Below are 21,328 nucleotides of genomic sequence, written 5' to 3' on the forward strand. Positions count from 1 at the left end.
TCTCCCCATGGGAAGCGTGCCAGGCACCGCATCCCTCGATGATCCGCTTCTTGAGGACCTGAGATGACCCGTATCGGAACTCCATTGTCGCCAACCGCGACCCGCGTATTGCTGTGTGGCTGTGGTGAGTTGGGCAAGGAAGTGGTGATCGAGCTGCAACGCCTGGGCGTTGAAGTGATTGCCGTGGATCGCTACGCCAATGCGCCAGCCATGCAAGTCGCCCATCGCAGCCATGTGATCAACATGCTCGACGGTGCCGCCTTACGTGCAGTGATCGAAGCCGAGAAGCCGGACTTCATCGTGCCGGAAATCGAAGCAATCGCCACCGCGACCCTGGTAGAGCTGGAGTCCGAAGGCTTCACTGTGATCCCGACCGCTCGCGCCGCGCAGCTGACCATGAACCGCGAAGGTATCCGTCGCCTGGCCGCCGAAGAGCTGGGCCTGCCGACGTCGCCGTACTACTTCGCCGACACCTTCGAAGACTACAGCAAGGCCGTCGACGATCTGGGTTTCCCCTGCGTGGTCAAACCGGTCATGAGTTCCTCGGGCAAAGGCCAGAGCCTGCTGCGCAGCGTCGATGACGTGCAAAAAGCCTGGGATTACGCTCAAGAAGGTGGCCGCGCCGGTAAAGGTCGCGTGATCATCGAAGGCTTCATCGATTTCGACTACGAAATCACCCTGCTGACCGTGCGTCACGTTGGCGGCACTACGTTCTGTGCGCCGGTTGGCCACCGTCAGGAGAAGGGTGACTATCAGGAATCCTGGCAGCCACAAGCCATGAGCCCGGTTGCCCTGGCTGAATCCGAGCGCGTTGCCAAAGGGGTGACCGAAGCCTTGGGTGGCCGTGGTCTGTTTGGCGTCGAGTTGTTCATCAAAGGTGATCAGGTGTGGTTCAGCGAAGTCTCGCCGCGCCCGCATGACACCGGTCTGGTGACCCTGATTTCCCAAGACCTGTCGCAGTTCGCGCTGCACGCACGGGCGATCCTGGGCCTGCCGATTCCATTGATCCGTCAGTTCGGGCCTTCGGCTTCGGCGGTGATTCTGGTGGAAGGGCATTCGACCCAGACCGCATTCGCCAATTTGGGTGCTGCGCTGAGCGAGCCGGATACCGCGTTGCGTCTGTTCGGCAAGCCTGAGGTCAATGGCCAGCGTCGGATGGGTGTGGCGTTGGCGCGTGATGAATCGATCGAGGCTGCACGGGCTAAAGCGACCCGTGCTTCTCAGGCTGTTGTTGTAGAGCTCTAAACCGAGTCGCGCCATTCGCGAGCAAGCCCGCTCCCACATTGAACCGCATTCTTTCTGACAGAACGTGGTCCCCTGTGGGAGCGGGCTTGCTCGCGAAGCTTTTGCCTTTTTTTCAGGCAACCCGATTCAAATCGTTATGCCGCGTCTCCTTCAGGCACAGCACTGCGATCAAGCTGAGCACCGCCGCCCCCGACACATACCCGCCGACATAACTCAAACCGCCCATCGCCACCAGTTTCTGCGCAAAGAACGGTGCCGCCGAGGCTCCGACAATGCCGCCCAGATTGTAGGCCGCCGACGCGCCGGTATAGCGCACGTGGGTCGGAAACAGCTCTGGCAGCAGCGCGCCCATCGGCGCAAACGTCACGCCCATCAGAAACAGTTCGATGCACAGGAACAGCGCCACGCCCCAGGTCGAGCCTTGGGTCAGCAACGGTTCCATCAGGAAGCCGGACAGAATCGCCAGCACGCCGCCGATGATCAGCACCGGTTTGCGCCCGAAACGATCACTGGCCCAGGCCGATAGCGGTGTCGCGGCCGCCATGAACAGCACCGCGAAACACAGCAGACCGAGGAAAGTTTCGCGGGTATAGCCGAGCGTCGAAACACCATAGCTCAGCGAAAACACCGTCGAGATATAGAACAGCGCGTAGCACACCACCATCGAGCCGGCCCCCAGCAGCATCGGCGCCCAGTATTGGCTGAACAGCTCGACCAACGGGATCTTCACCCGTTCCTGACGAGCCATGGCATTGGCGAATACCGGGGTTTCGTGGAGCTTGAGGCGTACGTACAAGCCCACCATCACCAGCGCGGCACTAAGCAGGAACGGAATCCGCCAGCCCCACGAACGGAACTGCTCGTCGTTCAGGCTCATGGCCAAGGTCAGGAACAGGCCGTTGGCCGCCAGAAACCCGATCGATGGGCCGAGTTGCGGAAACATGCCGTACCACGCGCGCTTGCCTTTGGGCGCGTTCTCCGTGGCCAGCAATGCGGCGCCGCCCCATTCACCGCCCAGCCCCAGGCCTTGGCCGAAGCGCAGCACGCAAAGCAGGATCGGCGCCCAAGCGCCAATGCTGTCGTAACCCGGTAACACGCCAATCAGCGTAGTACACACGCCCATCAGCAGCAGGGAGGCGACCAGTGTCGATTTACGTCCAATGCGGTCACCGAAGTGGCCGAACAGCGCTGAACCCAGTGGCCGCGCAAGGAAGGCGATGCCGAAGGTAAGGAACGCCGATAGCATCTGGGCGGTGCCGGAGGTTTGCGGAAAGAACACCGGCCCGATCACCAGCGCTGCTGCAGTGGCATAGACATAGAAGTCATAGAACTCGATGGCCGTGCCAATGAAACTCGCAGTGGCTACTCGGGTGGCGGAGTTGGCTGGTTGGACAGGCGCGGTGTCGCTGAACGTTGTGCTGGTCGTCAGGCGGTAATCCCTGACAGTCATGGGCCCCAGTGGAGCGAATTATTATGGTCGAATACCCAGGGATGTGGGTTCAGATACGGTCGCTGTTCAAGGTAGGAACAGTCGTCGCAGTGATGCGGATATTGCCGATGATCTGGCCGGAACCTGCTGCGCGCGGGGTAAGCACGTGGTTCGGTGGGAAGCTTGGATAAGCGACCTGATTATAGGAAGGCGGCTAACGATCGAACAAGGGCGTGGATTTGAAAAAGATCGCAGCCTCGCTTCGCTCGACGGCTCCTGCAAAGTAACGCATTCCAAACTGTAGGAGCTGTCGAGCGAAGCGAGGCTGCGATCTTTTGCTGAGCTAACGGACGAGGGCAGCCACTGAACTGGTATGCCAGATCAACACCCGCGTAACGCGATTGTCTTCCGTCTCCAGAATCTCCAGCCGATAACGCCCGATTTTCAGGCAAACCGCACTGTCTGGAATCGTTTCCAGCGCCTCGGTCACTAACCCGTTGAGGGTTTTCGGACCATCGCTGGGCAGATGCCAGCCAAGGCTCTTGTTCAACTCCCTGATCGACGCCGCCCCTTCGATGACCAAACGCCCATCGGCCTGCGGATGGATGTGCGGATTATCCAGGCTGTGCTGGCTTTCGAATTCACCGACGATTTCTTCGAGAATGTCTTCCAGGGTCACGATGCCCAGCACTTCTCCATATTCGTCGACCACCATGCCCAAACGCCGCTGCTGCTTGTGAAAGTTCAGCAATTGCAATTGCAACGGGGTGCTTTCCGGTACGAAGTACGGTTCGTGACTGGCGGCCAGCAGCGCTTCGCGGGTCAGGCTTGAATCCGGCAGTAAATGCCGGATCTGCCGGGTGTTGAGCACCGCTTCGACCTGGTTGATGTCGCTGTGGAATACCGGCAGGCGAGTGCGCCTGTTATGGCGCAGTTGCTCGATGATTTCTTCGAGGGGATCGTCCAGATTGATTCCGTCGACCTCACTGCGCGGTACCAGAATATCGTTGACTGTGATGTTATCCAGCGCATGGATACCTGATAGCGAATGCGGGCGACTGGCGGCGTGTTCGTGATCGTCATGCCGGTCTGCTGGCGCCTCGTCTTCGCTTTGTTGCACCACATTGATTTTGCGGGCGAATGGACGCATCAGCAGTTGGCTGATGGCATTGAGTAGCCAGGCAGCGGGGTAGACGATCTTCAAGGGGATGCCGAGCAGTGTGTTGCCCAGGCTCAGGACCGCATCCGGATGGCGCGCGGCAAGGGTGCGCGGCAGATAGTCGGCGAACACCAGCAGCACCGCACTGGCACCGAGGCAGGCAATCCATGGACCGTTTTGTGCCCAGGTGAAAATCGCCAGCAAGGTGCTGATGACCACTGCCAGCGCGCGACACAGGGTGTTGCAGAGGATCAGGCTATTGAGCGGGAAACTCAGCTTGGCCACGGGTTTGTCGCTCGAACGCGAGGCCGTGCGCTGGGCCAGCAACTGCTGTTGTGCAATTTCGATGGCGGTAAACAGCCCCGACCATAAAATCAGCAGGGCCAGCACCGCGAGCATCGGCCCTATGGGCAAGTCGTCCATTAATGCCGCCCGTCAGATGTGCAGAATGTATTCGCGGACCAGCTTGCTGCCGAAGTACGCCAGCATCAGCAGGCAAAAACCGGCAAGGGTCCAGCGAATGGCTTTGTGTCCGCGCCAGCCGAGGCGGTTGCGTCCCCATAGCAGCACGCTGAACACGATCCAGGCCAGGCACGCCAGCAGGGTTTTATGCACCAGATGCTGGGCGAACAGGTTCTCGACGAACAGCCAACCGGAAATCAGTGACAACGACAGCAGGCTCCAGCCAGCCCATAGGAAGCCAAACAGCAGGCTTTCCATGGTTTGCAGCGGCGGGAAGTTCTTGATCAGCCCGGATGGATGCTTGTGTTTGAGCTGATGGTCCTGAACCAGCAGCAGCAAAGACTGGAATACGGCGATGGTGAACATGCCGTAAGCGAGGATCGACAAGAGGATGTGGGCGAGGATGCCTGGCGCTTCGTCAATGATCTGCACCGTACCGGCGGGGGCGAACTGTGCCAGCATCACGGTGGCGGCGCCCAGCGGGAACAGCAATAACAGCAGGTTTTCCACCGGAATCCGCGAGCAGGCCAACAGCGTCAGGGCGATGACCGCTGCGGCAATCAGGCTGGCGGCGCTGAAAAAGTCCAGGGCCAGGCCAATCGGTGTCAGCAGATAGGTGATCAGGCTGACGCTGTGAGCCAGCACGGCCAGCACACCGAGGGTGACCAGCAGGCGCTTGTTCGCCTTGGCGCCGGTGGCCAGACGAGTGCCCTGATAGAGGGTCGCAGCGGCGTATAAGCAGGCGGCGGCGAGGGTGGTAAGCAAACTGGGTGACAAGGGGAGCATAAATCCTGTTAGGCAAGCCCGAAAGGCGCTGAGTTTGGCATAGAACCCCCACCGCACGAAAGACCATGCAACCTGACAGCGAGGTGTCCGCCAGACGCAGTCTTCGCTATAATCCGCGACCTGCCCACGCCGCAGGCTCGCCGAGCACATGTTTATTCCGGTCTGGGCCGCCATTATCCCGGTCTACACAGGGCCTGAAAGGATCGCGCAATGTTTGAAAACTTAACCGACCGTCTCTCGCAGACGCTGCGCCATGTCACCGGCAAGGCCAAGCTGACCGAAGACAACATCAAAGACACCCTGCGCGAAGTGCGCATGGCGCTGCTTGAAGCCGACGTCGCCTTGCCGGTGGTCAAAGACTTCGTCAACTCGGTCAAGGAGCGCGCTGTCGGCACCGAGGTGTCACGCAGCCTGACGCCGGGCCAGGCCTTCGTGAAAATCGTCCAGGCCGAACTCGAAAGCCTGATGGGCGCGGCCAACGAAGACTTGAACCTGAGCGCCGTTCCTCCTGCCGTCGTATTGATGGCCGGTTTGCAAGGTGCGGGTAAAACCACCACCGCCGGCAAACTGGCGCGCTTCCTTAAAGAGCGCAAGAAGAAGTCGGTCATGGTTGTATCCGCGGACGTTTACCGTCCGGCGGCGATCAAGCAGCTTGAAATGCTCGCGGGTGAAATTGGCGTCACCTTCTTCCCGTCCGACCTGAGCCAGAAGCCGGTCGACATCGCGCAAGCCGCTATTAAAGAAGCCAAACTGAAATTCATCGACGTGGTTATCGTCGATACCGCCGGTCGTTTGCACATCGACGAAGAGATGATGGGCGAGATCAAGGCGCTGCACGCCGCGATCAACCCGGTCGAAACCCTGTTCGTGGTCGATGCCATGACCGGCCAGGACGCCGCCAACACGGCCAAGGCCTTCGGCGATGCGCTGCCGCTGACCGGTGTGATCCTGACCAAGGTCGACGGCGATGCCCGTGGCGGTGCCGCGCTGTCGGTACGTGCCATCACCGGCAAGCCGATCAAGTTCATCGGTATGGGCGAGAAGAGCGAAGCGCTCGAGCCGTTCCACCCTGAGCGTATTGCGTCGCGCATCCTCGGCATGGGTGACGTGCTCAGTCTGATCGAGCAGGCCGAACAGACCCTCGACAAAGACAAGGCCGATAAATTGGCCAAGAAGCTGAAGAAGGGCAAAGGCTTCGATCTCGAAGACTTCCGCGATCAGCTGCAACAGATGAAGAACATGGGCGGCCTCGGCGGCCTCATGGACAAGCTGCCGAACATCGGTGGTGTGAATCTGGCGCAAATGGGTAACGCCCAGGGCGCGGCAGAGAAACAGTTCAAGCAAATGGAAGCCATCATCAACTCCATGACCCCGGCCGAGCGTCGCGACCCTGAGCTGATCAGTGGTTCGCGCAAGCGCCGGATCGCCATGGGTTCCGGCACTCAGGTGCAGGACATCGGTCGCTTGATCAAGCAGCACAAGCAGATGCAGAAAATGATGAAGAAATTCTCCGCGAAAGGCGGAATGGCCAAAATGATGCGCGGCATGGGCGGCATGTTGCCCGGTGGCGGCATGCCGAAAATATAGTGTCCAGTCACGCCAATACTGCTCAATTTTGGCGGCGCCTGTTGATCTCATGCTGCGTTGCCGCTCCTCGCCATAGCCCGCTATGACTCGTCGCGGCGCCTTGCTTGAGGTCAACAGTCACTCGCCAAAATATGAGCATTATTGACGAGACTGGACACAAAGTATTCACGCAAGGGCTTGCCCTTGCATCTCCCACAAGGAAGTGGGATCTCCAGCAAACCCGCACTTGGCGGGAGCTGACTGGCCGTTTTCAACGACGGCTCTATAGCAAATCTGGATGGCGACCGATAGGCCGCCGGAAAAAGACATTTGCAAAAGTCCGGATATTCCTTAGAATATGCGGCCTTTCGGGCACCTATGCCCGCTGTGCCTTTAGATTTGCAGCACCGACTACAGGAACGATGTTCACATGCTAACAATCCGTCTTGCCCTTGGCGGCTCCAAAAAGCGCCCATTTTACCACTTGACCGTAACCGACAGCCGCAACCCGCGCGACGGTTCGCACAAGGAACAGGTTGGTTTCTTCAACCCTGTTGCTCGTGGTCAAGAAGTTCGTCTGTCCGTGAACCAAGAGCGCGTAGCCTACTGGCTGAGCGTTGGTGCACAGCCTTCTGAGCGCGTTGCTCAGTTGTTGAAGGAATCTGCCAAGGCTGCGGCCTGAGCAATATGAACGCGACGCCAGCTGCTGCCGATGATTTGATCGTTATTGGCAAAATTTATTCTGTTCATGGCGTTCGCGGCGAAGTGAAGGTGTATTCCTTTACTGATCCGACTGAAAACCTGTTGCAGTACAAAACCTGGACGCTCAGGCGCGAAGGCAATGTGAAGCAGGTTGAGCTGGTCAGCGGACGTGGGAACGACAAGTTCCTGGTCGCAAAGCTCAAGGGTCTCGATGATCGTGAAGAAGCACGTCTTCTGGCTGGTTATGAGATCTGTGTGCCGCGCAGCCTGTTCCCTGAATTGACCGACGGCGAGTACTACTGGTACCAGCTGGAAGGTCTGAAGGTTATTGATCAACTTGGGCAATTGCTCGGGAAAATCGATCATCTTCTGGAAACCGGCGCCAATGATGTAATGGTGGTCAAGCCTTGCGCTGGCAGCCTGGATGATCGCGAACGCCTGTTGCCCTATACGGAGCAATGCGTGTTGGCTGTTGACCTTGCCGCAGGCGAGATGAAGGTGGAATGGGATGCGGACTTCTAAACGTGGCTAACTTGCGCGTAGAAGTGATCAGTTTGTTTCCCGAGATGTTCTCCGCCATCAGTGAGTACGGCATCACCAGTCGGGCGGTGAAACAGGGGCTGTTGCAGCTCACCTGTTGGAATCCGCGAGACTACACGACGGATCGACATCACACTGTGGATGATCGCCCATTTGGCGGTGGTCCGGGCATGGTGATGAAGATCAAGCCCCTGGAAGATGCTCTGGTTCAGGCCAAGGCGGCAGCCGGGGAGGCGGCGAAGGTAATTTACCTGTCCCCCCAAGGCCGTCAACTGACTCAGTTGGCGGTGCGCGAGTTGGCGAATCTGGATGCATTGATCCTGATTGCCGGCCGCTATGAAGGCATTGACGAGCGTTTTATTGATGCTCATGTCGATGAAGAGTGGTCGATTGGCGACTATGTACTGTCTGGTGGCGAGCTGCCGGCGATGGTCCTGATCGATGCGGTTACACGACTGCTGCCCGGAGCTTTAGGGCATGCGGACTCCGCCGAGGAAGATTCCTTTACGGATGGTTTGCTGGATTGCCCGCACTACACCCGACCGGAGGTGTATGCGGATCAGCGTGTTCCCGACGTATTGCTAAGTGGCAATCACGCGCACATCCGGCGTTGGCGTTTACAGCAGTCCCTTGGTAGGACCTTTGAACGACGCGCCGATCTTCTGGAAAGCCGCTCGCTTTCTGGAGAAGAGAAGAAGCTGCTCGAGGAATATATCCGCGAGCGGGACGATAGTTAACAACGTATCGATGGTAGATCCGACGATTTACCTTAGGAGCACAGCATGACTAACAAAATCATCCTTGCACTCGAAGCAGAGCAGATGACCAAAGAGATCCCTACCTTTGCCCCGGGCGACACCATTGTCGTTCAGGTGAAAGTGAAGGAAGGCGATCGTTCGCGTCTGCAAGCGTTCGAAGGCGTAGTTATCGCCAAGCGTAACCGCGGCGTAAACAGTGCTTTCACCGTTCGTAAAATCTCCAACGGTGTTGGCGTAGAGCGTACTTTCCAGACCTACAGCCCGCAAATCGACAGCATGGCCGTCAAGCGTCGCGGTGACGTACGTAAAGCCAAGCTGTACTACCTGCGTGACCTGTCCGGTAAAGCAGCTCGCATCAAGGAAAAACTGGCTTAAGTCCAGCTTCCGATGCGCAAGAGCCAGCCTGTTCAGGCTGGCTCTTCAAGAAAATGCCTCGTATCGAAAGATACGGGGCATTTTTCGTTATGGCTGCATATAAAGGCCGGCTAATGGCGGAACCTGTGGGAGCGGGCTTGCTCGCGAAGAGGGTATATCAGTCGACATTGATGTTGCCTGGTGCGTCGTCTTCGCGAGCAAGCCCGCTCCCACACGGATCGCGGCGTTAAGAGAGAAGACTTTTTCCGCACAAAAGCAAACGCCCCGAACAAGTCGGGGCGTTTGCTTGAAGTGCTGCGGCTTTTTGAGCTTGGGCGTTTAGCGCTTCAGCGAAGCTGGCAGGTGTGGCTGGATCGCCGTCAATACTGCCTTGAAGCACTTGGTGTTGCCGGCGACGATATGGCCTTTCTCAAGGAAGTCGTGACCGCCGGTGAAGTCGCTCACCAAGCCGCCGGCTTCCTGGATCAGCAGGGCGCCTGCAGCCATGTCCCATTCGGACAGGCCCGATTCCCAGAATGCATCGAAACGGCCGGCAGCCACGTAGGCCAGGTCCAGGCTCGCTGCGCCAGCACGGCGGATGCCGGCGGTCTGGCCTACCAGGGCGCGGAACATGCCCAGGTAGTTGTCGAGGTTGTCCATCTGCTCATCGCGGAATGGGAAGCCGGTACCCAGCAGGGCGCCGTCCAGGCTGGTGCGGCCGCTGACGCGCAGGCGACGACCGTTCAGCTGGGCGCCGCGACCACGGCTGGCGGTGAATTCTTCCTGGCGAACCGGGTCCAGAACAACAGCGTGCTCCAGGCGGCCACGGTATTTGCAGGCAATGCTGACCGCGAAGTGCGGAATGCCGCGCAGGAAGTTGGTGGTGCCGTCCAGCGGATCGATGATCCACAGGTACTCTTCGCCTTCGATGCCGTTACCGGCGTGCATGCCGGTTTCTTCACCCATGATCGAGTGATTAGGGTAAGCCTTGCGCAGCGCATCGACGATTTTCTGTTCGGCGGCGCGATCTACCTCGGATACGTAATCCTTGGCGTCTTTTTCGTCGACCTTGATGGTATCCAGGCGCTCGATGGAGCGGAAAATCAATTCACTGGCGCTGCGGGCGGCGCGCAGCGCGATATTCAGCATGGGCTGCATGGATGTGTCACCTAAGGTTGTTAAAGAAAGCCGGGCATTCTATCAGAACTTTTCTACAGGTGAAGGTCGGTGTTCGCTTTCATAGCTTAACGGTAGGTTGAGCTGTAAGATTCTGCTCCCCATTAAAGTGTTCGAGAGCGCCTCCCTTGCTGCAAAACATTCGTGTCGTCCTGGTCAATACCAGTCACCCCGGCAATATCGGTGGGGCTGCGCGTGCCATGAAGAACATGGGCCTGTCACGGCTGGTGTTGGTCGAACCGCGGTTGTTCCCGCACCACGAGGCCGATGCGCGTGCGTCCGGCGCCGGTGACATCCTTGAAAATGCTCAAGTCGTCGCCACCTTGGAAGATGCCTTGGTCGGCTGCAATCTGGTGCTCGGTACCAGTGCTCGTGATCGTCGCATTCCCTGGCCGTTGCTCGATCCCCGTGAATGCGGTGTGAAGGTGGTCGAGGAGGCGGGGCAGGGCGCCGAGATCGCATTGGTGTTTGGTCGTGAAGATTCCGGCCTGACCAATGAAGAGCTGCAGCGATGTCATTATCACGTGCACATCCCATCAGACCCTGAGTTCAGTTCGCTGAACCTCGGGGCCGCGGTGCAGGTGTTGAGCTATGAAGTGCGCATGTCCTGGCTGGCGGCTCAAGGTCAGCCGAGCAAGGTCGAGAAGGAGGAAGTGGCGTCCACCAAAAGTGGTGAACTGGCGACCATGGATGAGCTGGAGCGATTCTATGAGCACCTGGAGCAAACGCTGGTGGCCATCGAATTCCTCGACCCGGAAAAACCACGGCACTTGATGGCGCGTCTGCGCCGGTTGTACGGACGCAGCTCGGTCAGTCGGGCGGAAATGAATATATTGCGTGGCATCCTCACGGAAACCCAGAAAGCGGCCCGTGGCGAGCTTCTAAAGCGGAAGGATTAATGATGTTCGAGCGTTTGCGTGAAGATATCCAAAGTGTTTTCCATCGTGACCCGGCGGCGCGTAATGCTTTTGAGGTTCTGACGTGCTACCCGGGCATGCACGCCATCTGGATCCATCGCCTGTCGTCAGCGTTGTGGGGCATGGGCTGGAAATGGCTGGCGCGTCTGGTGTCGAACTTCGGTCGTTGGTTGACCGGAATCGAGATTCATCCGGGTGCCAAGGTCGGTCGTCGCTTCTTTATCGACCATGGCATGGGCATCGTTATCGGTGAAACCGCCGAAATCGGCAACGACGTCACCCTGTATCAAGGCGTGACCCTTGGCGGCACCAGCTGGAACAAGGGCAAGCGTCATCCGACCCTGGAAGATGGCGTTGTGGTCGGGGCGGGCGCCAAGGTGCTCGGTCCGTTTATCGTGGGTGCCGGGGCCAAGGTGGGTTCCAATGCCGTGGTCACCAAGGCAGTTCCGCCCGGAGCGACGGTGGTGGGGATTCCGGGGCGGATCATCGTCAAGTCCGATGACGAGCAGGATGCCAAGCGCAAGGCGATGGCCGAGAAGATCGGTTTCGATGCTTATGGTGTTGGTGAGGACATGCCGGATCCGGTGGCTCGAGCCATTAACCAGTTGCTCGATCATCTGCAGGCTGTAGATGGTCGACTTGAAGGGATGTGTGGGGCGCTGAAGGACCTGGGTAGCAATTACTGTGCGAAAGATCTGCCTGAACTGCGCGAAGAAGACTTTGCCTGCGTGAAGGACAAGGATCAGGCCAGCTAAACTGCGCCGACCCTTTCGCGAGCAAGCCCGCTCCCACATTGGATTTTCAGCGGGTACGGATTTGTGTTCGACACAGATCAAGTGTGGGAGCGGGCTTGCTCGCGAAGAACGATAACGCGCATTTGCTGGTTATACGCTGTCAGCCTTTGTTATGATGCGCGCGCTCTTTTGCGGGTAAACCTGACTAAAGCACTAGGTCTTATAGTTGACTTAAATACTCGGGAATTGCATACTCGCCCCATTCCGAATTCCGTGGTAATTGTCCATGCGACTGACTACAAAAGGCCGATACGCCGTGACCGCCATGCTTGACCTGGCGTTGCACGCGCAGCACGGGCCGGTGTCCCTGGCCGATATCTCCGAGCGCCAAGGCATCTCCCTGTCCTACCTCGAACAGCTGTTCGCCAAATTGCGCCGCAGCAATCTGGTGTCCAGTGTTCGCGGTCCAGGCGGTGGTTACCAGCTGTCCCGCGACATGCAGGGCATTCAGGTCGCCCAGGTAATCGATGCGGTCAACGAATCGGTCGATGCAACCAAATGCCAGGGCCAGGGCGATTGCCATTCCGGCGACACCTGTCTGACCCACCACTTGTGGTGCGATCTGAGCCTGCAGATTCACGAATTTCTGAGCGGTATCAGCTTGGCTGACCTTGTAACTCGCCGTGAGGTGCAAGAAGTAGCCCAGCGTCAGGATCAGCGTCGTTGCAACAGCAAGGCGCCACGCCTGGACAAGATTGAAGCGTCCGCCGTCGAATGACAGCCAAAGAGCTAGCGGCACGCCAGCCAGCCTGATTTAGGAGATAGTCCATGAAATTGCCGATTTACCTTGATTACTCTGCGACGACCCCGGTTGATCCACGTGTCGCGCAAAAGATGAGTGAATGCCTGCTGGTCGACGGAAACTTCGGTAACCCGGCGTCCCGTTCCCACGTATTCGGCTGGAAAGCTGAAGAGTCCGTCGAGAACGCTCGCCGTCAGGTCGCTGACCTGGTTAATGCCGACCCGCGTGAAATCGTCTGGACCTCCGGTGCCACCGAGTCCGACAACCTGGCAATCAAGGGTGCGGCGCATTTCTACTCCACCAAAGGCAAGCACCTGATCACCACCAAGATTGAGCACAAGGCTGTCCTCGACACCATGCGCCAACTGGAGCGTGAAGGTTTCGAAGTGACCTACCTCGATCCTCGCGAAGATGGTCTGGTCACTCCAGAGATGGTCGAAGCTGCTCTGCGCGACGACACTATCCTAGTGTCGATCATGCACGTGAACAATGAAATCGGCACCATCAACGACATCGCTGCCATCGGCGAACTGACCCGCTCCAAGGGGATCCTGTTCCACGTCGACGCTGCTCAGTCCACCGGCAAGGTCGAGATCGACCTGTCGAAACTGAAAGTCGACCTGATGTCGTTCTCTGCCCACAAAACCTACGGCCCTAAAGGCATCGGCGCGCTGTACGTCAGCCGCAAGCCGCGTGTTCGCATCGAAGCGACCATGCACGGCGGCGGTCACGAGCGCGGCATGCGTTCCGGCACCCTGGCGACCCACCAGATCGTCGGCATGGGCGAAGCTTTCCGTGTGGCCAAGGAAGACATGGCTGCCGAGAACGTGCGCATCAAAGCCCTGAGCGATCGCTTCTTCAAGCAGGTTGAAGGCTTGGAAGAGCTGTACGTGAACGGCAGCATGACCGCCCGCGTACCGCACAACCTGAACCTGAGCTTCAACTACGTTGAAGGCGAGTCGCTGATCATGGCGCTCAAGGATCTGGCGGTTTCGTCCGGTTCGGCCTGCACCTCGGCGTCGCTTGAGCCTTCGTACGTACTGCGCGCCCTGGGCCGTAACGACGAACTGGCACACAGCTCTATTCGCTTCACCTTCGGCCGTTTCACCACCGAAGAAGAAATCGACTACGCCGCGCAGAAAGTCTGCGAGGCCGTTACCAAGCTGCGCACTCTTTCGCCGCTGTGGGACATGTACAAAGATGGCGTCGACATTTCGAAAATCGAGTGGGCGGCGCACTGATATTCAAGTCGCCGCAACCGGGCCCCGCCAAACCACGATTGGCTGGGCTTCAAGAGCGACTCCTGATGAGTGAGGATTAAGAATCATGGCTTACAGCGAAAAGGTCATCGACCACTACGAGAACCCGCGCAACGTCGGCAAGATGGACGCGGAAGATCCTGATGTCGGCACCGGCATGGTCGGCGCTCCGGCGTGCGGCGACGTGATGCGTCTGCAAATCAAGGTCAACGAACAAGGCATCATCGAAGACGCCAAGTTCAAAACCTACGGTTGCGGTTCGGCGATCGCCTCCAGCTCCCTGGCGACCGAGTGGATGAAAGGCAAGACTCTGGATGAAGCAGAGACCATCAAGAACACTCAGCTGGCCGAAGAACTGGCGCTGCCGCCAGTAAAAATTCACTGCTCCGTACTTGCTGAAGACGCTATCAAAGCGGCCGTTCGCGACTACAAGCAGAAGAAAGGCTTGATCTGACTTTCAAGATTTGGCGACGAGTAAGGAGTCACCGATGGCTATCAGCATGACAGAAGCGGCTGCTCAACACGTGCGACGCTCCCTCAACGGGCGCGGCAAAGGTGAAGGGATTCGTCTGGGTGTTCGCACCACAGGCTGTTCCGGCCTTGCCTACGTGCTGGAGTTTGTCGACGAGGTGGTTGCAGAGGATCAGGTGTTCGAAAGTCACGGCGAGAAAGTGATCATCGACCCGAAGAGCCTCGCTTACCTGGACGGCACCGAACTCGATTTCGTCAAGGAAGGGTTGAACGAAGGCTTCAAGTTCAACAATCCCAACGTTCGCGGTGAATGTGGCTGCGGCGAAAGCTTCAACATCTGAGGCTGCGCGTGGGAACTCCTTGTCATTTCGCTTTATTTGAGCTGAAACCGAGCTTCCGTCTGGATCTCGATCAGTTGGCCTCGCGCTACCGTGAGTTGGCGCGCGGCGTTCATCCGGACCGCTTTGCCGACGCTTCCGAGCGTGAGCAGCGGCTGGCGCTCGAGCAATCCGCGAGCCTCAACGAGGCCTACCAGACGCTCAAAAGCCCCCCAAAACGCGCGCGCTACTTGCTTGCGTTGAGTGGTGGCGAGTTGCCGCTGGAGGTCACGGTGCATGATCCGGAGTTTCTTCTGCAGCAGATGGAATTGCGTGAAGAACTCGAAGACCTGCAAGACAGCGCCGACCTGGCCGGCATCGCCGCGTTCAAGCGCCGCTTGAAGGTCGCGCAGGATGAACTGAACGAAAGCTTCGCAGCCTGTTGGGATGATGCAGCGCAACGTGAACGGGCCGAACGCCTGATGCGGCGCATGCAGTTTCTCGACAAGCTCACCTACGAAGTGCGCCAGTTAGAAGAGCGCCTCGACGATTAACCCAGTGCCGCTCCGGTCGCACGCCTGATATACAGATAAGTCCTGATCACGATGGCCCTACTGCAGATCGCCGAACCCGGCCAAAGTCCTCAACCGCACCAGCGTCGTCTGGCTGTGGGGATTGACTTGGGCACTACCAATTCGCTGGTCGCTGCGTTGCGCAGTGGTCTTTCCGAGCCTCTGGCCGACGCGCAAGGGCAAGTTATCCTGCCATCTGCCGTGCGCTATCACGCCGATCGCGTCGAAGTCGGCGAGTCGGCCAAACTGGCCGCCGCGTCCGATCCTTTGAACACGGTGCTGTCGGTCAAGCGCTTGATGGGTCGTGGTCTGTCCGACGTCAAGCAATTGGGCGATCAGCTGCCGTACCGTTTTGTCGACGGCGAATCCCACATGCCGTTCATCGACACGGTGCAAGGCCCGAAAAGCCCGGTCGAAGTTTCCGCCGATATCCTCAAGGTACTGCGTCAGCGCGCTGAAGCGACCTTGGGTGGCGAATTGGTTGGCGCGGTGATCACCGTTCCGGCTTATTTCGATGATGCTCAGCGTCAAGCCACCAAGGATGCGGCCAAGCTGGCCGGCCTGAACGTGCTGCGTTTGCTCAATGAGCCAACCGCCGCCGCGGTGGCTTACGGTCTGGATCAGCACGCCGAAGGCCTGGTCGCGATTTATGACCTTGGTGGCGGCACCTTCGATATTTCGATTTTGCGCCTGACTGGCGGTGTGTTCGAAGTGCTGGCTACCGGTGGCGACAGTGCGCTGGGTGGCGATGACTTTGACCATGCTATTGCTGGCTGGATCATCGAGAGCGCCGGTTTGTCGGCCGACCTTGATCCGGGTGCGCAACGTAATCTGCTGCAAACAGCGTGCGCAGCCAAAGAAGCCTTGACCAATTGCTCGTCCGTTGAAGTCGCTTATGGCGACTGGAAGGCTGAGCTGACCCGTGACGCCTTCAATGCGTTGATCGAGCCGATGGTCGCTCGCAGCCTGAAAGCCTGCCGTCGCGCGGTGCGTGATTCCGGCATCGAGCTGGAAGACGTTCACGCTGTGGTCATGGTCGGCGGCTCGACTCGCGTTCCTCGCGTCCGTGAAGCTGTTGCGCACGCCTTTGGTCGCGAACCGCTGACCGAAATCGATCCGGATCAAGTCGTCGCCATCGGTGCCGCGATCCAGGCCGATACCCTGGCCGGCAACAAACGTGATGGCGGCGAACTGCTGTTGCTCGACGTGATTCCGTTGTCCCTGGGGCTGGAAACCATGGGCGGCCTGATGGAGAAGGTGATTCCGCGCAACACCACCATCCCCGTCGCCCGGGCTCAGGACTTCACCACGTATAAAGATGGCCAGTCGGCCATGGCTATCCACGTATTGCAGGGTGAGCGCGAGCTGATCAGCGATTGCCGCTCCCTGGCCCGTTTCGAATTGCGCGGTATTCCGGCGATGGTGGCTGGCGCGGCGAAGATTCGCGTGACCTTCCAGGTCGACGCCGACGGTCTGCTCAGTGTCTCGGCCCGCGAATTGGGTTCAGGCGTCGAAGCCAGCATCCAGGTCAAACCGTCCTACGGCCTGACCGACGGCGAAATCGCCAAGATGCTCAAGGATTCGTTCCAGCACGCCAATGATGACAAGGTCGCCCGCGTATTGCGTGAGCAGCAGGTCGATGCCCAGCGCTTGATCGAGGCGGTGCAGGGCGCTCTGGAAGTTGACGGCGAACGCCTGCTTGATGCCGAAGAGCGCATGGTCATCGAGTTGCAGATGCAGGAACTGACCGAATTGATGAAAGGCACCGATGGTTACGCCATCGAGCAGCAGACCAAGCGTCTGTCGCAAGTGACCGATGCCTTTGCTGCCCGCCGCTTGGATTCGACGGTGAAAGCCGCTCTGGCGGGGCGCAACCTGAATGAAATCGAGGATAACTGATGCCGCAGGTCATTTTTCTGCCACACGAGAAGTTCTGCCCGGAAGGCATGGTTGTAGAGGCTGAACCCGGTATTTCCATTCTCGAACTGGCCCATGAACACCATATCGAGATGGAAAGCGCCTGTGGTGGCGTCTGCGCCTGCACTACCTGCCACTGCATCGTTCGCGAAGGTTTCGATTCGCTGGAAGAGGCCGATGAGCTGGAAGAAGACTTTCTTGATCGGGCATGGGGTCTGGAAGCGCAATCTCGTCTAGCCTGTCAGGCGATCGTCGGGACAGAAGACCTGACCATCGAAATTCCGAAATATTCGCTCAACCATGCAGCCGAAGCGCCGCACTGATTCAAGGAGCCGACATGAGTCTGAAATGGGTTGATGTGCTTGAAATCGCGATCCAACTGGCTGAAACCAGGCCTGAAGTGGATCCACGTTTCGTGAACTTCGTTGATCTGCACCAATGGGTGCTGGCATTGCCGGAGTTCAGTGATGATCCGACCCGCGGTGGCGAGAAGGTGCTTGAAGCCATTCAGGCCGCCTGGATCGAAGAAGTGTAGGAGCTGACTCGCGAAGCGAGGCTGCGATCTTTTCCAATGCCACTTGAATCTCAAGCGCAAAGCAGAATCAAAGGATCGCAGCCTTCGGCAGCTCCTACAGAGGGCAGAGGTCGCGACTTTACGCCGTTAGGCAATACCAAAGAACCCGCGTATAATTCGCGGGTTTAATTTTTCGCAAATTACCGTTTCTGGAGTTACACCATGGCTGTTCAACGTACTTTCTCCATCATCAAGCCTGACGCTGTTGCAAAAAACGTTATCGGCGAGATCACCACTCGTTTCGAAAAAGCTGGCCTGCGCGTTGTAGCTTCGAAACTGAAGCAACTGTCCAAAGCCGAAGCTGAAGGCTTCTACGCTGAGCACAGCGCTCGTGGTTTCTTCAACGACCTGGTTGCTTTCATGATCTCCGGTCCGGTTGTCGTTCAGGTTCTGGAAGGCGAAAACGCTATCGCTCTGAACCGTGAGCTGATGGGCGCTACCAACCCTAAAGAAGCTGCTGCCGGCACCATCCGTGCTGACTTCGCTGATTCCATCGACGCCAACGCTGTACACGGTTCGGACTCCGAAGCCGCTGCTGCTCGCGAAATCTCGTACTTCTTCGCAGCTACTGAAGTAACCACTCGCTAAGCATCGGCTTAAGAGTGAAGGTGAATCCATGACTACATCGACTGTAAAAACCAACCTGCTGGGTCTGACTCAACAGGAAATGGAAAAATTCTTCGACTCAATCGGGGAGAAGCGTTTCCGTGCCGGTCAGGTAATGAAATGGATTCACCACCTTGGCGTCGATGATTTCGACGCCATGACGAACGTCAGCAAGGCCTTGCGTGACAAGCTCAAGGCCATTGCTGAAGTCCGCGGCCCTGAAGTGGTCAGCGAGGACATCTCCACCGATGGCACCCGTAAGTGGGTGGTGCGTGTGGCGTCCGGTAGCTGCGTCGAGACCGTGTACATTCCTCAGGGCAAACGCGGCACTCTGTGCGTTTCGTCCCAGGCAGGCTGTGCCCTGGATTGCAGTTTCTGCTCCACCGGCAAGCAAGGTTTCAACAGCAACCTCACCGCCGCCGAAGTGATCGGTCAGGTGTGGATTGCCAATAAATCGTTCGGCAGCATCCCGGCGACCGCCGACCGTGCCATCACCAACGTGGTGATGATGGGCATGGGTGAGCCGCTGCTGAACTTCGACAACGTCGTGGCCGCCATGCATCTGATGATGGATGACCTGGGCTACGGGATCTCCAAGCGCCGCGTGACCCTGTCCACTTCGGGTGTGGTGCCGATGATCGATGAGCTGTCCAAGCACATCGACGTGTCCCTGGCGTTGTCGCTGCACGCACCGAATGACGCATTGCGTAACCAATTGGTGCCGATCAACAAAAAATATCCGCTTAAGATGCTGCTCGAGTCGTGCCAGCGCTACATGTCGTCCCTGGGCGAAAAGCGCGTGCTGACCATCGAGTACACCTTGCTCAAGGACATCAACGACAAGGTTGAACACGCCGTTGAGATGATCGAGCTGCTCAAGAACATCCCGTGCAAGATCAACCTGATTCCGTTCAACCCGTTCCCGCATTCCGGTTACGAGCGCCCAAGCAACAACGCGATTCGCCGGTTTCAGGATCAGCTTCACCATGCAGGCTTCAATGTCACTGTACGCACCACCCGCGGTGAAGACATCGATGCCGCGTGTGGCCAATTGGTAGGGCAGGTGCTGGATCGCACCCGTCGCAGCGAACGTTATATCGCCGTGCGCGAGTTGAGCGCCGAAAACGATATCGCAACGAACGCCGCGAACAATAATTAAGAGAGGATCTCTATGTCCCTGCGCTTCGCGCTGCTTGTGCTGTTGGCCAGCCTCTGTGCTGGTTGTGTCCTGTCGGGCGATTTCAACCCGATGAAGACCAGCAAGGGCCGTGATGAAGCGCGTGCCGCCTACGTGCAGCTGGGTCTGGGGTATTTGCAACAAGGCATGACCGAGCGCGCCAAAGTACCGTTGAAGAAGGCCTTGGACCTGGATAGCTCGGATCCTGATGCCAACGCGGCTCTGGGGCTGGTGTTCCAGGCTGAGATGGAGCCGGAACTGGCCGATCAGCATTTTCGCAAGGCACTGTCTTCTCGTCCCGCCGATGCGCGAATCCTGAATAACTACGGCAGTTTTCTTTTCGAAGAGAAACGTTACAAAGAAGCGTATGAACGCTTCGAACAGGCCGCCGCCGATACTTTGTATCCTGAGCGTTCACGGGTTTTCGAAAATCTGGGCATGACCGCTTCAAAGCTAGGCCAGCGTGATCTGGCACGCCAGCAACTGGAAAAAGCCCTGCGTCTGAATCGCCAACAGCCACGTGCATTGCTGGAAATGGCTGAGTTGTCTTACGAAGACAGGCATTATGTGCCCGCGCGTGACTATTACGACCGTTTTAGCCTGCTCACCGAGCAAAATGCACGTAGTCTATTGCTCGGCGTTCGGCTGGCAAAAGTGTTCGAAGATCGCGACAAGGCCGCCAGTTTTGGCCTGCAATTAAAACGACTCTATCCCGGTACGCCGGAATATCAGCAATACCTGTCGGAGCAATGATGAAAGCGGCGCATCCCGAAGTTGTAGCAGCGAATCGCGTTAATCCCGGTGAGACTTTGCGCCAGGCCCGCGAAAGCAATGGCTGGTCGCTGGCCGAAGTGGCCCTCAAGCTCAACCTCACCGTCAATTCCCTGAGCAATCTGGAAGCCGGCGCTTTCGACAAGCTGCCTGGCCACACCTTTGCTCGTGGCTATATTCGCGCGTATGCCAAATTGCTCGGCATGGACCAAACTGTTCTGGTCCAGCAGTTCGACCAATCCACCGGCACCGACTCCCATGGCAGCAACGTCCACAGCCTGGGGCGTATCGAAGAGCCGGTTCGGGTTTCCCACACCATTTTGCGAATTGTCAGCCTGCTGTTGCTGCTCGCGGTGATCGGCGGTGGTTTTATCTGGTGGCAGGATCAAACTTCATTGCGTACCAAGGACCTGATCGGCCTGGCGCCGGAGCACGTTGAAGTTGAAGGCGCCGACGGCACCACCCAGATCCATCCACTGGACGAACCAGAAGACCAGGCCGTTGCGCAAGGTCAGGCTGAAGGTGAAACGCCGCTTGCGTTGCCTCAGGCCGAGTCTTCGACCGAATCGGCCGAGGAACCAGTCAATGCCGAAACGAGTGCACCGGTTCCAGCGCCAGTCGCTTCAGCAGTAACGCCTGCGGCTGCGGCCCACGGCACTGCTCCGGTTGTCGCGACACCGGCGACGCCAGCGACACCTTCCCCGTCTGTTCCCGCTGTACCGGCACCGGTTATCACGGCTCCGATTGCTCCGACCGTTCCGGCTCCATCTCCGGCGGCTCCGGTGGCCGGCCAAGGCCAGGTTCAACTGCAATTCACCGCCGATTGCTGGACGCAAGTGACCGATGGCACCGGCAAGGTGCTGTTGAGCGGTCTAAAGCGTAAAGGCGAAAATGTTTCCGTTAGCGGCAAACCGCCCTTTTCCGTGCGTCTGGGCTTCGCCCGTGGCGCGCAGGTCAGCTACAACGGGCAAGTGGTTGATGTCGCTCCGTTCACCAGTGGCGAGACTGCTCGCCTGAAGTTGGGTCAATAAGTC

At 58.3% G+C, this 21,328-nt stretch carries 24 protein-coding genes; 20 read left to right on the top strand and 4 right to left on the bottom strand.

All coding sequences use genetic code 11. The annotated features are described in order from the left end of the window. Window positions 1-63: 63 nt before the first annotated feature. Window positions 64-1,245, top strand: coding sequence for a formate-dependent phosphoribosylglycinamide formyltransferase (gene purT / locus ABH909_RS09025; RefSeq protein ID WP_429432361.1), 1,182 nt, complete (start codon window positions 64-66; stop codon window positions 1,243-1,245). 112 nt (window positions 1,246-1,357) lie between these two features. Here purT and ABH909_RS09030 read toward each other — a convergent pair whose 3' ends face one another. The 3 genes from ABH909_RS09030 to ABH909_RS09040 form a co-directional block, all read right to left on the bottom strand. Further along, window positions 1,358-2,695, bottom strand: a complete 1,338-nt coding sequence (locus ABH909_RS09030; protein ID WP_429432364.1) for an MFS transporter — start codon at window positions 2,693-2,695, stop codon at window positions 1,358-1,360. 322 nt (window positions 2,696-3,017) lie between these two features. Continuing rightward, entirely contained in the window at window positions 3,018-4,256 is a 1,239-nt protein-coding gene (locus ABH909_RS09035; protein ID WP_429432367.1) for an HlyC/CorC family transporter, read from the bottom strand. 12 nt (window positions 4,257-4,268) lie between these two features. Next, window positions 4,269-5,081, bottom strand: coding sequence for a cytochrome C assembly family protein (locus ABH909_RS09040; RefSeq protein WP_429432370.1), 813 nt, complete (start codon window positions 5,079-5,081; stop codon window positions 4,269-4,271). A 210-nt stretch (window positions 5,082-5,291) separates the two neighbouring features. Here ABH909_RS09040 and ffh point away from each other — a divergent pair, with 210 nt between their 5' ends. From ffh to rplS, 5 genes are all read left to right on the top strand, one after another. Next, window positions 5,292-6,668, top strand: a complete 1,377-nt coding sequence (gene ffh, locus ABH909_RS09045; RefSeq protein ID WP_429432373.1) for a signal recognition particle protein — start codon at window positions 5,292-5,294, stop codon at window positions 6,666-6,668. A 409-nt stretch (window positions 6,669-7,077) separates the two neighbouring features. Next, on the top strand, window positions 7,078-7,329 hold the full coding sequence (gene rpsP, locus ABH909_RS09050) for a 30S ribosomal protein S16 (protein WP_003198088.1): 252 nt from the start codon (window positions 7,078-7,080) through the stop codon (window positions 7,327-7,329). A gap of 5 nt (window positions 7,330-7,334) precedes the next feature. Continuing rightward, the gene (gene rimM, locus ABH909_RS09055; RefSeq protein WP_429432376.1) at window positions 7,335-7,871 is read left to right on the top strand and encodes a ribosome maturation factor RimM; all 537 of its coding nucleotides are present in this window, start codon (window positions 7,335-7,337) and stop codon (window positions 7,869-7,871) included. Then, a complete protein-coding gene (trmD, locus tag ABH909_RS09060) occupies window positions 7,853-8,626 on the top strand; it encodes a tRNA (guanosine(37)-N1)-methyltransferase TrmD (protein WP_429432379.1) in 774 nt (257 codons plus the stop codon). Before rimM ends, trmD begins: the two co-directional genes overlap by 19 nt. Before the next feature lie 45 nt (window positions 8,627-8,671). After that, window positions 8,672-9,022 carry a 50S ribosomal protein L19 gene (rplS, locus tag ABH909_RS09065; protein WP_003175895.1) on the top strand — a complete coding sequence of 117 codons (351 nt, stop codon included), beginning with the start codon at window positions 8,672-8,674 and terminating at the stop codon, window positions 9,020-9,022. Between the two features lie 318 nt (window positions 9,023-9,340). Here rplS and suhB read toward each other — a convergent pair whose 3' ends face one another. Beyond that, the gene (suhB, locus tag ABH909_RS09070; protein WP_429432382.1) at window positions 9,341-10,159 is read right to left on the bottom strand and encodes an inositol-phosphate phosphatase; all 819 of its coding nucleotides are present in this window, start codon (window positions 10,157-10,159) and stop codon (window positions 9,341-9,343) included. Between the two features lie 146 nt (window positions 10,160-10,305). On the opposite strand from suhB, the gene trmJ reads away from it, so the two are divergent. The 14 genes from trmJ (at window position 10,306) to ABH909_RS09140 (ending at window position 21,325) form a co-directional block, all read left to right on the top strand. After that, window positions 10,306-11,076, top strand: coding sequence for a tRNA (cytosine(32)/uridine(32)-2'-O)-methyltransferase TrmJ (gene trmJ, locus ABH909_RS09075; protein ID WP_105340219.1), 771 nt, complete (start codon window positions 10,306-10,308; stop codon window positions 11,074-11,076). Window positions 11,077-11,078: 2 nt separating this feature from the next. Further along, window positions 11,079-11,849: a serine O-acetyltransferase gene (gene cysE, locus ABH909_RS09080; protein WP_429432385.1), complete on the top strand. Its 771-nt coding sequence runs from the start codon at window positions 11,079-11,081 to the stop codon at window positions 11,847-11,849. Window positions 11,850-12,114: 265 nt separating this feature from the next. Next, the gene (iscR, locus tag ABH909_RS09085) at window positions 12,115-12,606 is read left to right on the top strand and encodes a Fe-S cluster assembly transcriptional regulator IscR (RefSeq protein WP_003227911.1); all 492 of its coding nucleotides are present in this window, start codon (window positions 12,115-12,117) and stop codon (window positions 12,604-12,606) included. A 50-nt stretch (window positions 12,607-12,656) separates the two neighbouring features. Beyond that, complete coding sequence (locus ABH909_RS09090) at window positions 12,657-13,871, top strand: IscS subfamily cysteine desulfurase (protein WP_429432389.1); 1,215 nt, start codon at window positions 12,657-12,659, stop codon at window positions 13,869-13,871. An 85-nt stretch (window positions 13,872-13,956) separates the two neighbouring features. Continuing rightward, window positions 13,957-14,343 (top strand): Fe-S cluster assembly scaffold IscU, encoded by a 387-nt coding sequence (gene iscU, locus ABH909_RS09095; RefSeq protein ID WP_003443374.1) that lies wholly within the window; start codon window positions 13,957-13,959, stop codon window positions 14,341-14,343. A 34-nt stretch (window positions 14,344-14,377) separates the two neighbouring features. Further along, window positions 14,378-14,701 carry an iron-sulfur cluster assembly protein IscA gene (gene iscA, locus ABH909_RS09100; protein WP_007903589.1) on the top strand — a complete coding sequence of 108 codons (324 nt, stop codon included), beginning with the start codon at window positions 14,378-14,380 and terminating at the stop codon, window positions 14,699-14,701. Between the two features lie 8 nt (window positions 14,702-14,709). After that, on the top strand, window positions 14,710-15,231 hold the full coding sequence (hscB, locus tag ABH909_RS09105; protein ID WP_429432392.1) for a co-chaperone HscB: 522 nt from the start codon (window positions 14,710-14,712) through the stop codon (window positions 15,229-15,231). Window positions 15,232-15,282: 51 nt separating this feature from the next. Next, window positions 15,283-17,148 (top strand): Fe-S protein assembly chaperone HscA, encoded by a 1,866-nt coding sequence (gene hscA / locus ABH909_RS09110; RefSeq protein ID WP_429432395.1) that lies wholly within the window; start codon window positions 15,283-15,285, stop codon window positions 17,146-17,148. Further along, window positions 17,148-17,489, top strand: coding sequence for an ISC system 2Fe-2S type ferredoxin (gene fdx, locus ABH909_RS09115; protein WP_007903596.1), 342 nt, complete (start codon window positions 17,148-17,150; stop codon window positions 17,487-17,489). Before hscA ends, fdx begins: the two co-directional genes overlap by 1 nt. Window positions 17,490-17,503: 14 nt before the next feature. After that, window positions 17,504-17,701 carry a Fe-S cluster assembly protein IscX gene (iscX, locus tag ABH909_RS09120; protein WP_429432398.1) on the top strand — a complete coding sequence of 66 codons (198 nt, stop codon included), beginning with the start codon at window positions 17,504-17,506 and terminating at the stop codon, window positions 17,699-17,701. Window positions 17,702-17,902: 201 nt separating this feature from the next. Further along, window positions 17,903-18,328 (top strand): nucleoside-diphosphate kinase, encoded by a 426-nt coding sequence (gene ndk / locus ABH909_RS09125; protein ID WP_007903599.1) that lies wholly within the window; start codon window positions 17,903-17,905, stop codon window positions 18,326-18,328. Window positions 18,329-18,356: 28 nt separating this feature from the next. Next, window positions 18,357-19,505, top strand: coding sequence for a 23S rRNA (adenine(2503)-C(2))-methyltransferase RlmN (gene rlmN, locus ABH909_RS09130; protein ID WP_007903600.1), 1,149 nt, complete (start codon window positions 18,357-18,359; stop codon window positions 19,503-19,505). A 12-nt stretch (window positions 19,506-19,517) separates the two neighbouring features. Beyond that, on the top strand, window positions 19,518-20,276 hold the full coding sequence (pilW, locus tag ABH909_RS09135; protein ID WP_007903601.1) for a type IV pilus biogenesis/stability protein PilW: 759 nt from the start codon (window positions 19,518-19,520) through the stop codon (window positions 20,274-20,276). After that, complete coding sequence (locus tag ABH909_RS09140; RefSeq protein ID WP_429432401.1) at window positions 20,276-21,325, top strand: RodZ domain-containing protein; 1,050 nt, start codon at window positions 20,276-20,278, stop codon at window positions 21,323-21,325. The genes pilW and ABH909_RS09140 overlap by 1 nt, the downstream gene beginning before the upstream one ends. Window positions 21,326-21,328: the final 3 nt, after the last annotated feature.

The organism is Pseudomonas sp. BS3782 TE3695 (assembly GCF_050435305.1).
GTDB lineage: Bacteria > Pseudomonadota > Gammaproteobacteria > Pseudomonadales > Pseudomonadaceae > Aquipseudomonas.

Excerpts from the sequence above, each read along its gene's own strand:
- purT (WP_429432361.1), top strand. The coding sequence starts at position 64 with ATGACCCGTATCGGAACTCCATTGTCGCCAACCGCGACCCGCGTATTG.
- ABH909_RS09030 (WP_429432364.1), bottom strand. The coding sequence starts at position 2,695 with ATGACTGTCAGGGATTACCGCCTGACGACCAGCACAACGTTCAGCGAC.
- ABH909_RS09035 (WP_429432367.1), bottom strand. The coding sequence starts at position 4,256 with ATGGACGACTTGCCCATAGGGCCGATGCTCGCGGTGCTGGCCCTGCTG.
- ABH909_RS09040 (WP_429432370.1), bottom strand. The coding sequence starts at position 5,081 with ATGCTCCCCTTGTCACCCAGTTTGCTTACCACCCTCGCCGCCGCCTGC.
- ffh (WP_429432373.1), top strand. The coding sequence starts at position 5,292 with ATGTTTGAAAACTTAACCGACCGTCTCTCGCAGACGCTGCGCCATGTC.
- rpsP (WP_003198088.1), top strand. The coding sequence starts at position 7,078 with ATGCTAACAATCCGTCTTGCCCTTGGCGGCTCCAAAAAGCGCCCATTT.
- rimM (WP_429432376.1), top strand. The coding sequence starts at position 7,335 with ATGAACGCGACGCCAGCTGCTGCCGATGATTTGATCGTTATTGGCAAA.
- trmD (WP_429432379.1), top strand. The coding sequence starts at position 7,853 with ATGGGATGCGGACTTCTAAACGTGGCTAACTTGCGCGTAGAAGTGATC.
- rplS (WP_003175895.1), top strand. The coding sequence starts at position 8,672 with ATGACTAACAAAATCATCCTTGCACTCGAAGCAGAGCAGATGACCAAA.
- suhB (WP_429432382.1), bottom strand. The coding sequence starts at position 10,159 with ATGCAGCCCATGCTGAATATCGCGCTGCGCGCCGCCCGCAGCGCCAGT.
- cysE (WP_429432385.1), top strand. The coding sequence starts at position 11,079 with ATGTTCGAGCGTTTGCGTGAAGATATCCAAAGTGTTTTCCATCGTGAC.
- iscR (WP_003227911.1), top strand. The coding sequence starts at position 12,115 with ATGCGACTGACTACAAAAGGCCGATACGCCGTGACCGCCATGCTTGAC.
- ABH909_RS09090 (WP_429432389.1), top strand. The coding sequence starts at position 12,657 with ATGAAATTGCCGATTTACCTTGATTACTCTGCGACGACCCCGGTTGAT.
- iscU (WP_003443374.1), top strand. The coding sequence starts at position 13,957 with ATGGCTTACAGCGAAAAGGTCATCGACCACTACGAGAACCCGCGCAAC.
- iscA (WP_007903589.1), top strand. The coding sequence starts at position 14,378 with ATGGCTATCAGCATGACAGAAGCGGCTGCTCAACACGTGCGACGCTCC.
- hscA (WP_429432395.1), top strand. The coding sequence starts at position 15,283 with ATGGCCCTACTGCAGATCGCCGAACCCGGCCAAAGTCCTCAACCGCAC.
- fdx (WP_007903596.1), top strand. The coding sequence starts at position 17,148 with ATGCCGCAGGTCATTTTTCTGCCACACGAGAAGTTCTGCCCGGAAGGC.
- iscX (WP_429432398.1), top strand. The coding sequence starts at position 17,504 with ATGAGTCTGAAATGGGTTGATGTGCTTGAAATCGCGATCCAACTGGCT.
- ndk (WP_007903599.1), top strand. The coding sequence starts at position 17,903 with ATGGCTGTTCAACGTACTTTCTCCATCATCAAGCCTGACGCTGTTGCA.
- rlmN (WP_007903600.1), top strand. The coding sequence starts at position 18,357 with ATGACTACATCGACTGTAAAAACCAACCTGCTGGGTCTGACTCAACAG.
- pilW (WP_007903601.1), top strand. The coding sequence starts at position 19,518 with ATGTCCCTGCGCTTCGCGCTGCTTGTGCTGTTGGCCAGCCTCTGTGCT.
- ABH909_RS09140 (WP_429432401.1), top strand. The coding sequence starts at position 20,276 with ATGAAAGCGGCGCATCCCGAAGTTGTAGCAGCGAATCGCGTTAATCCC.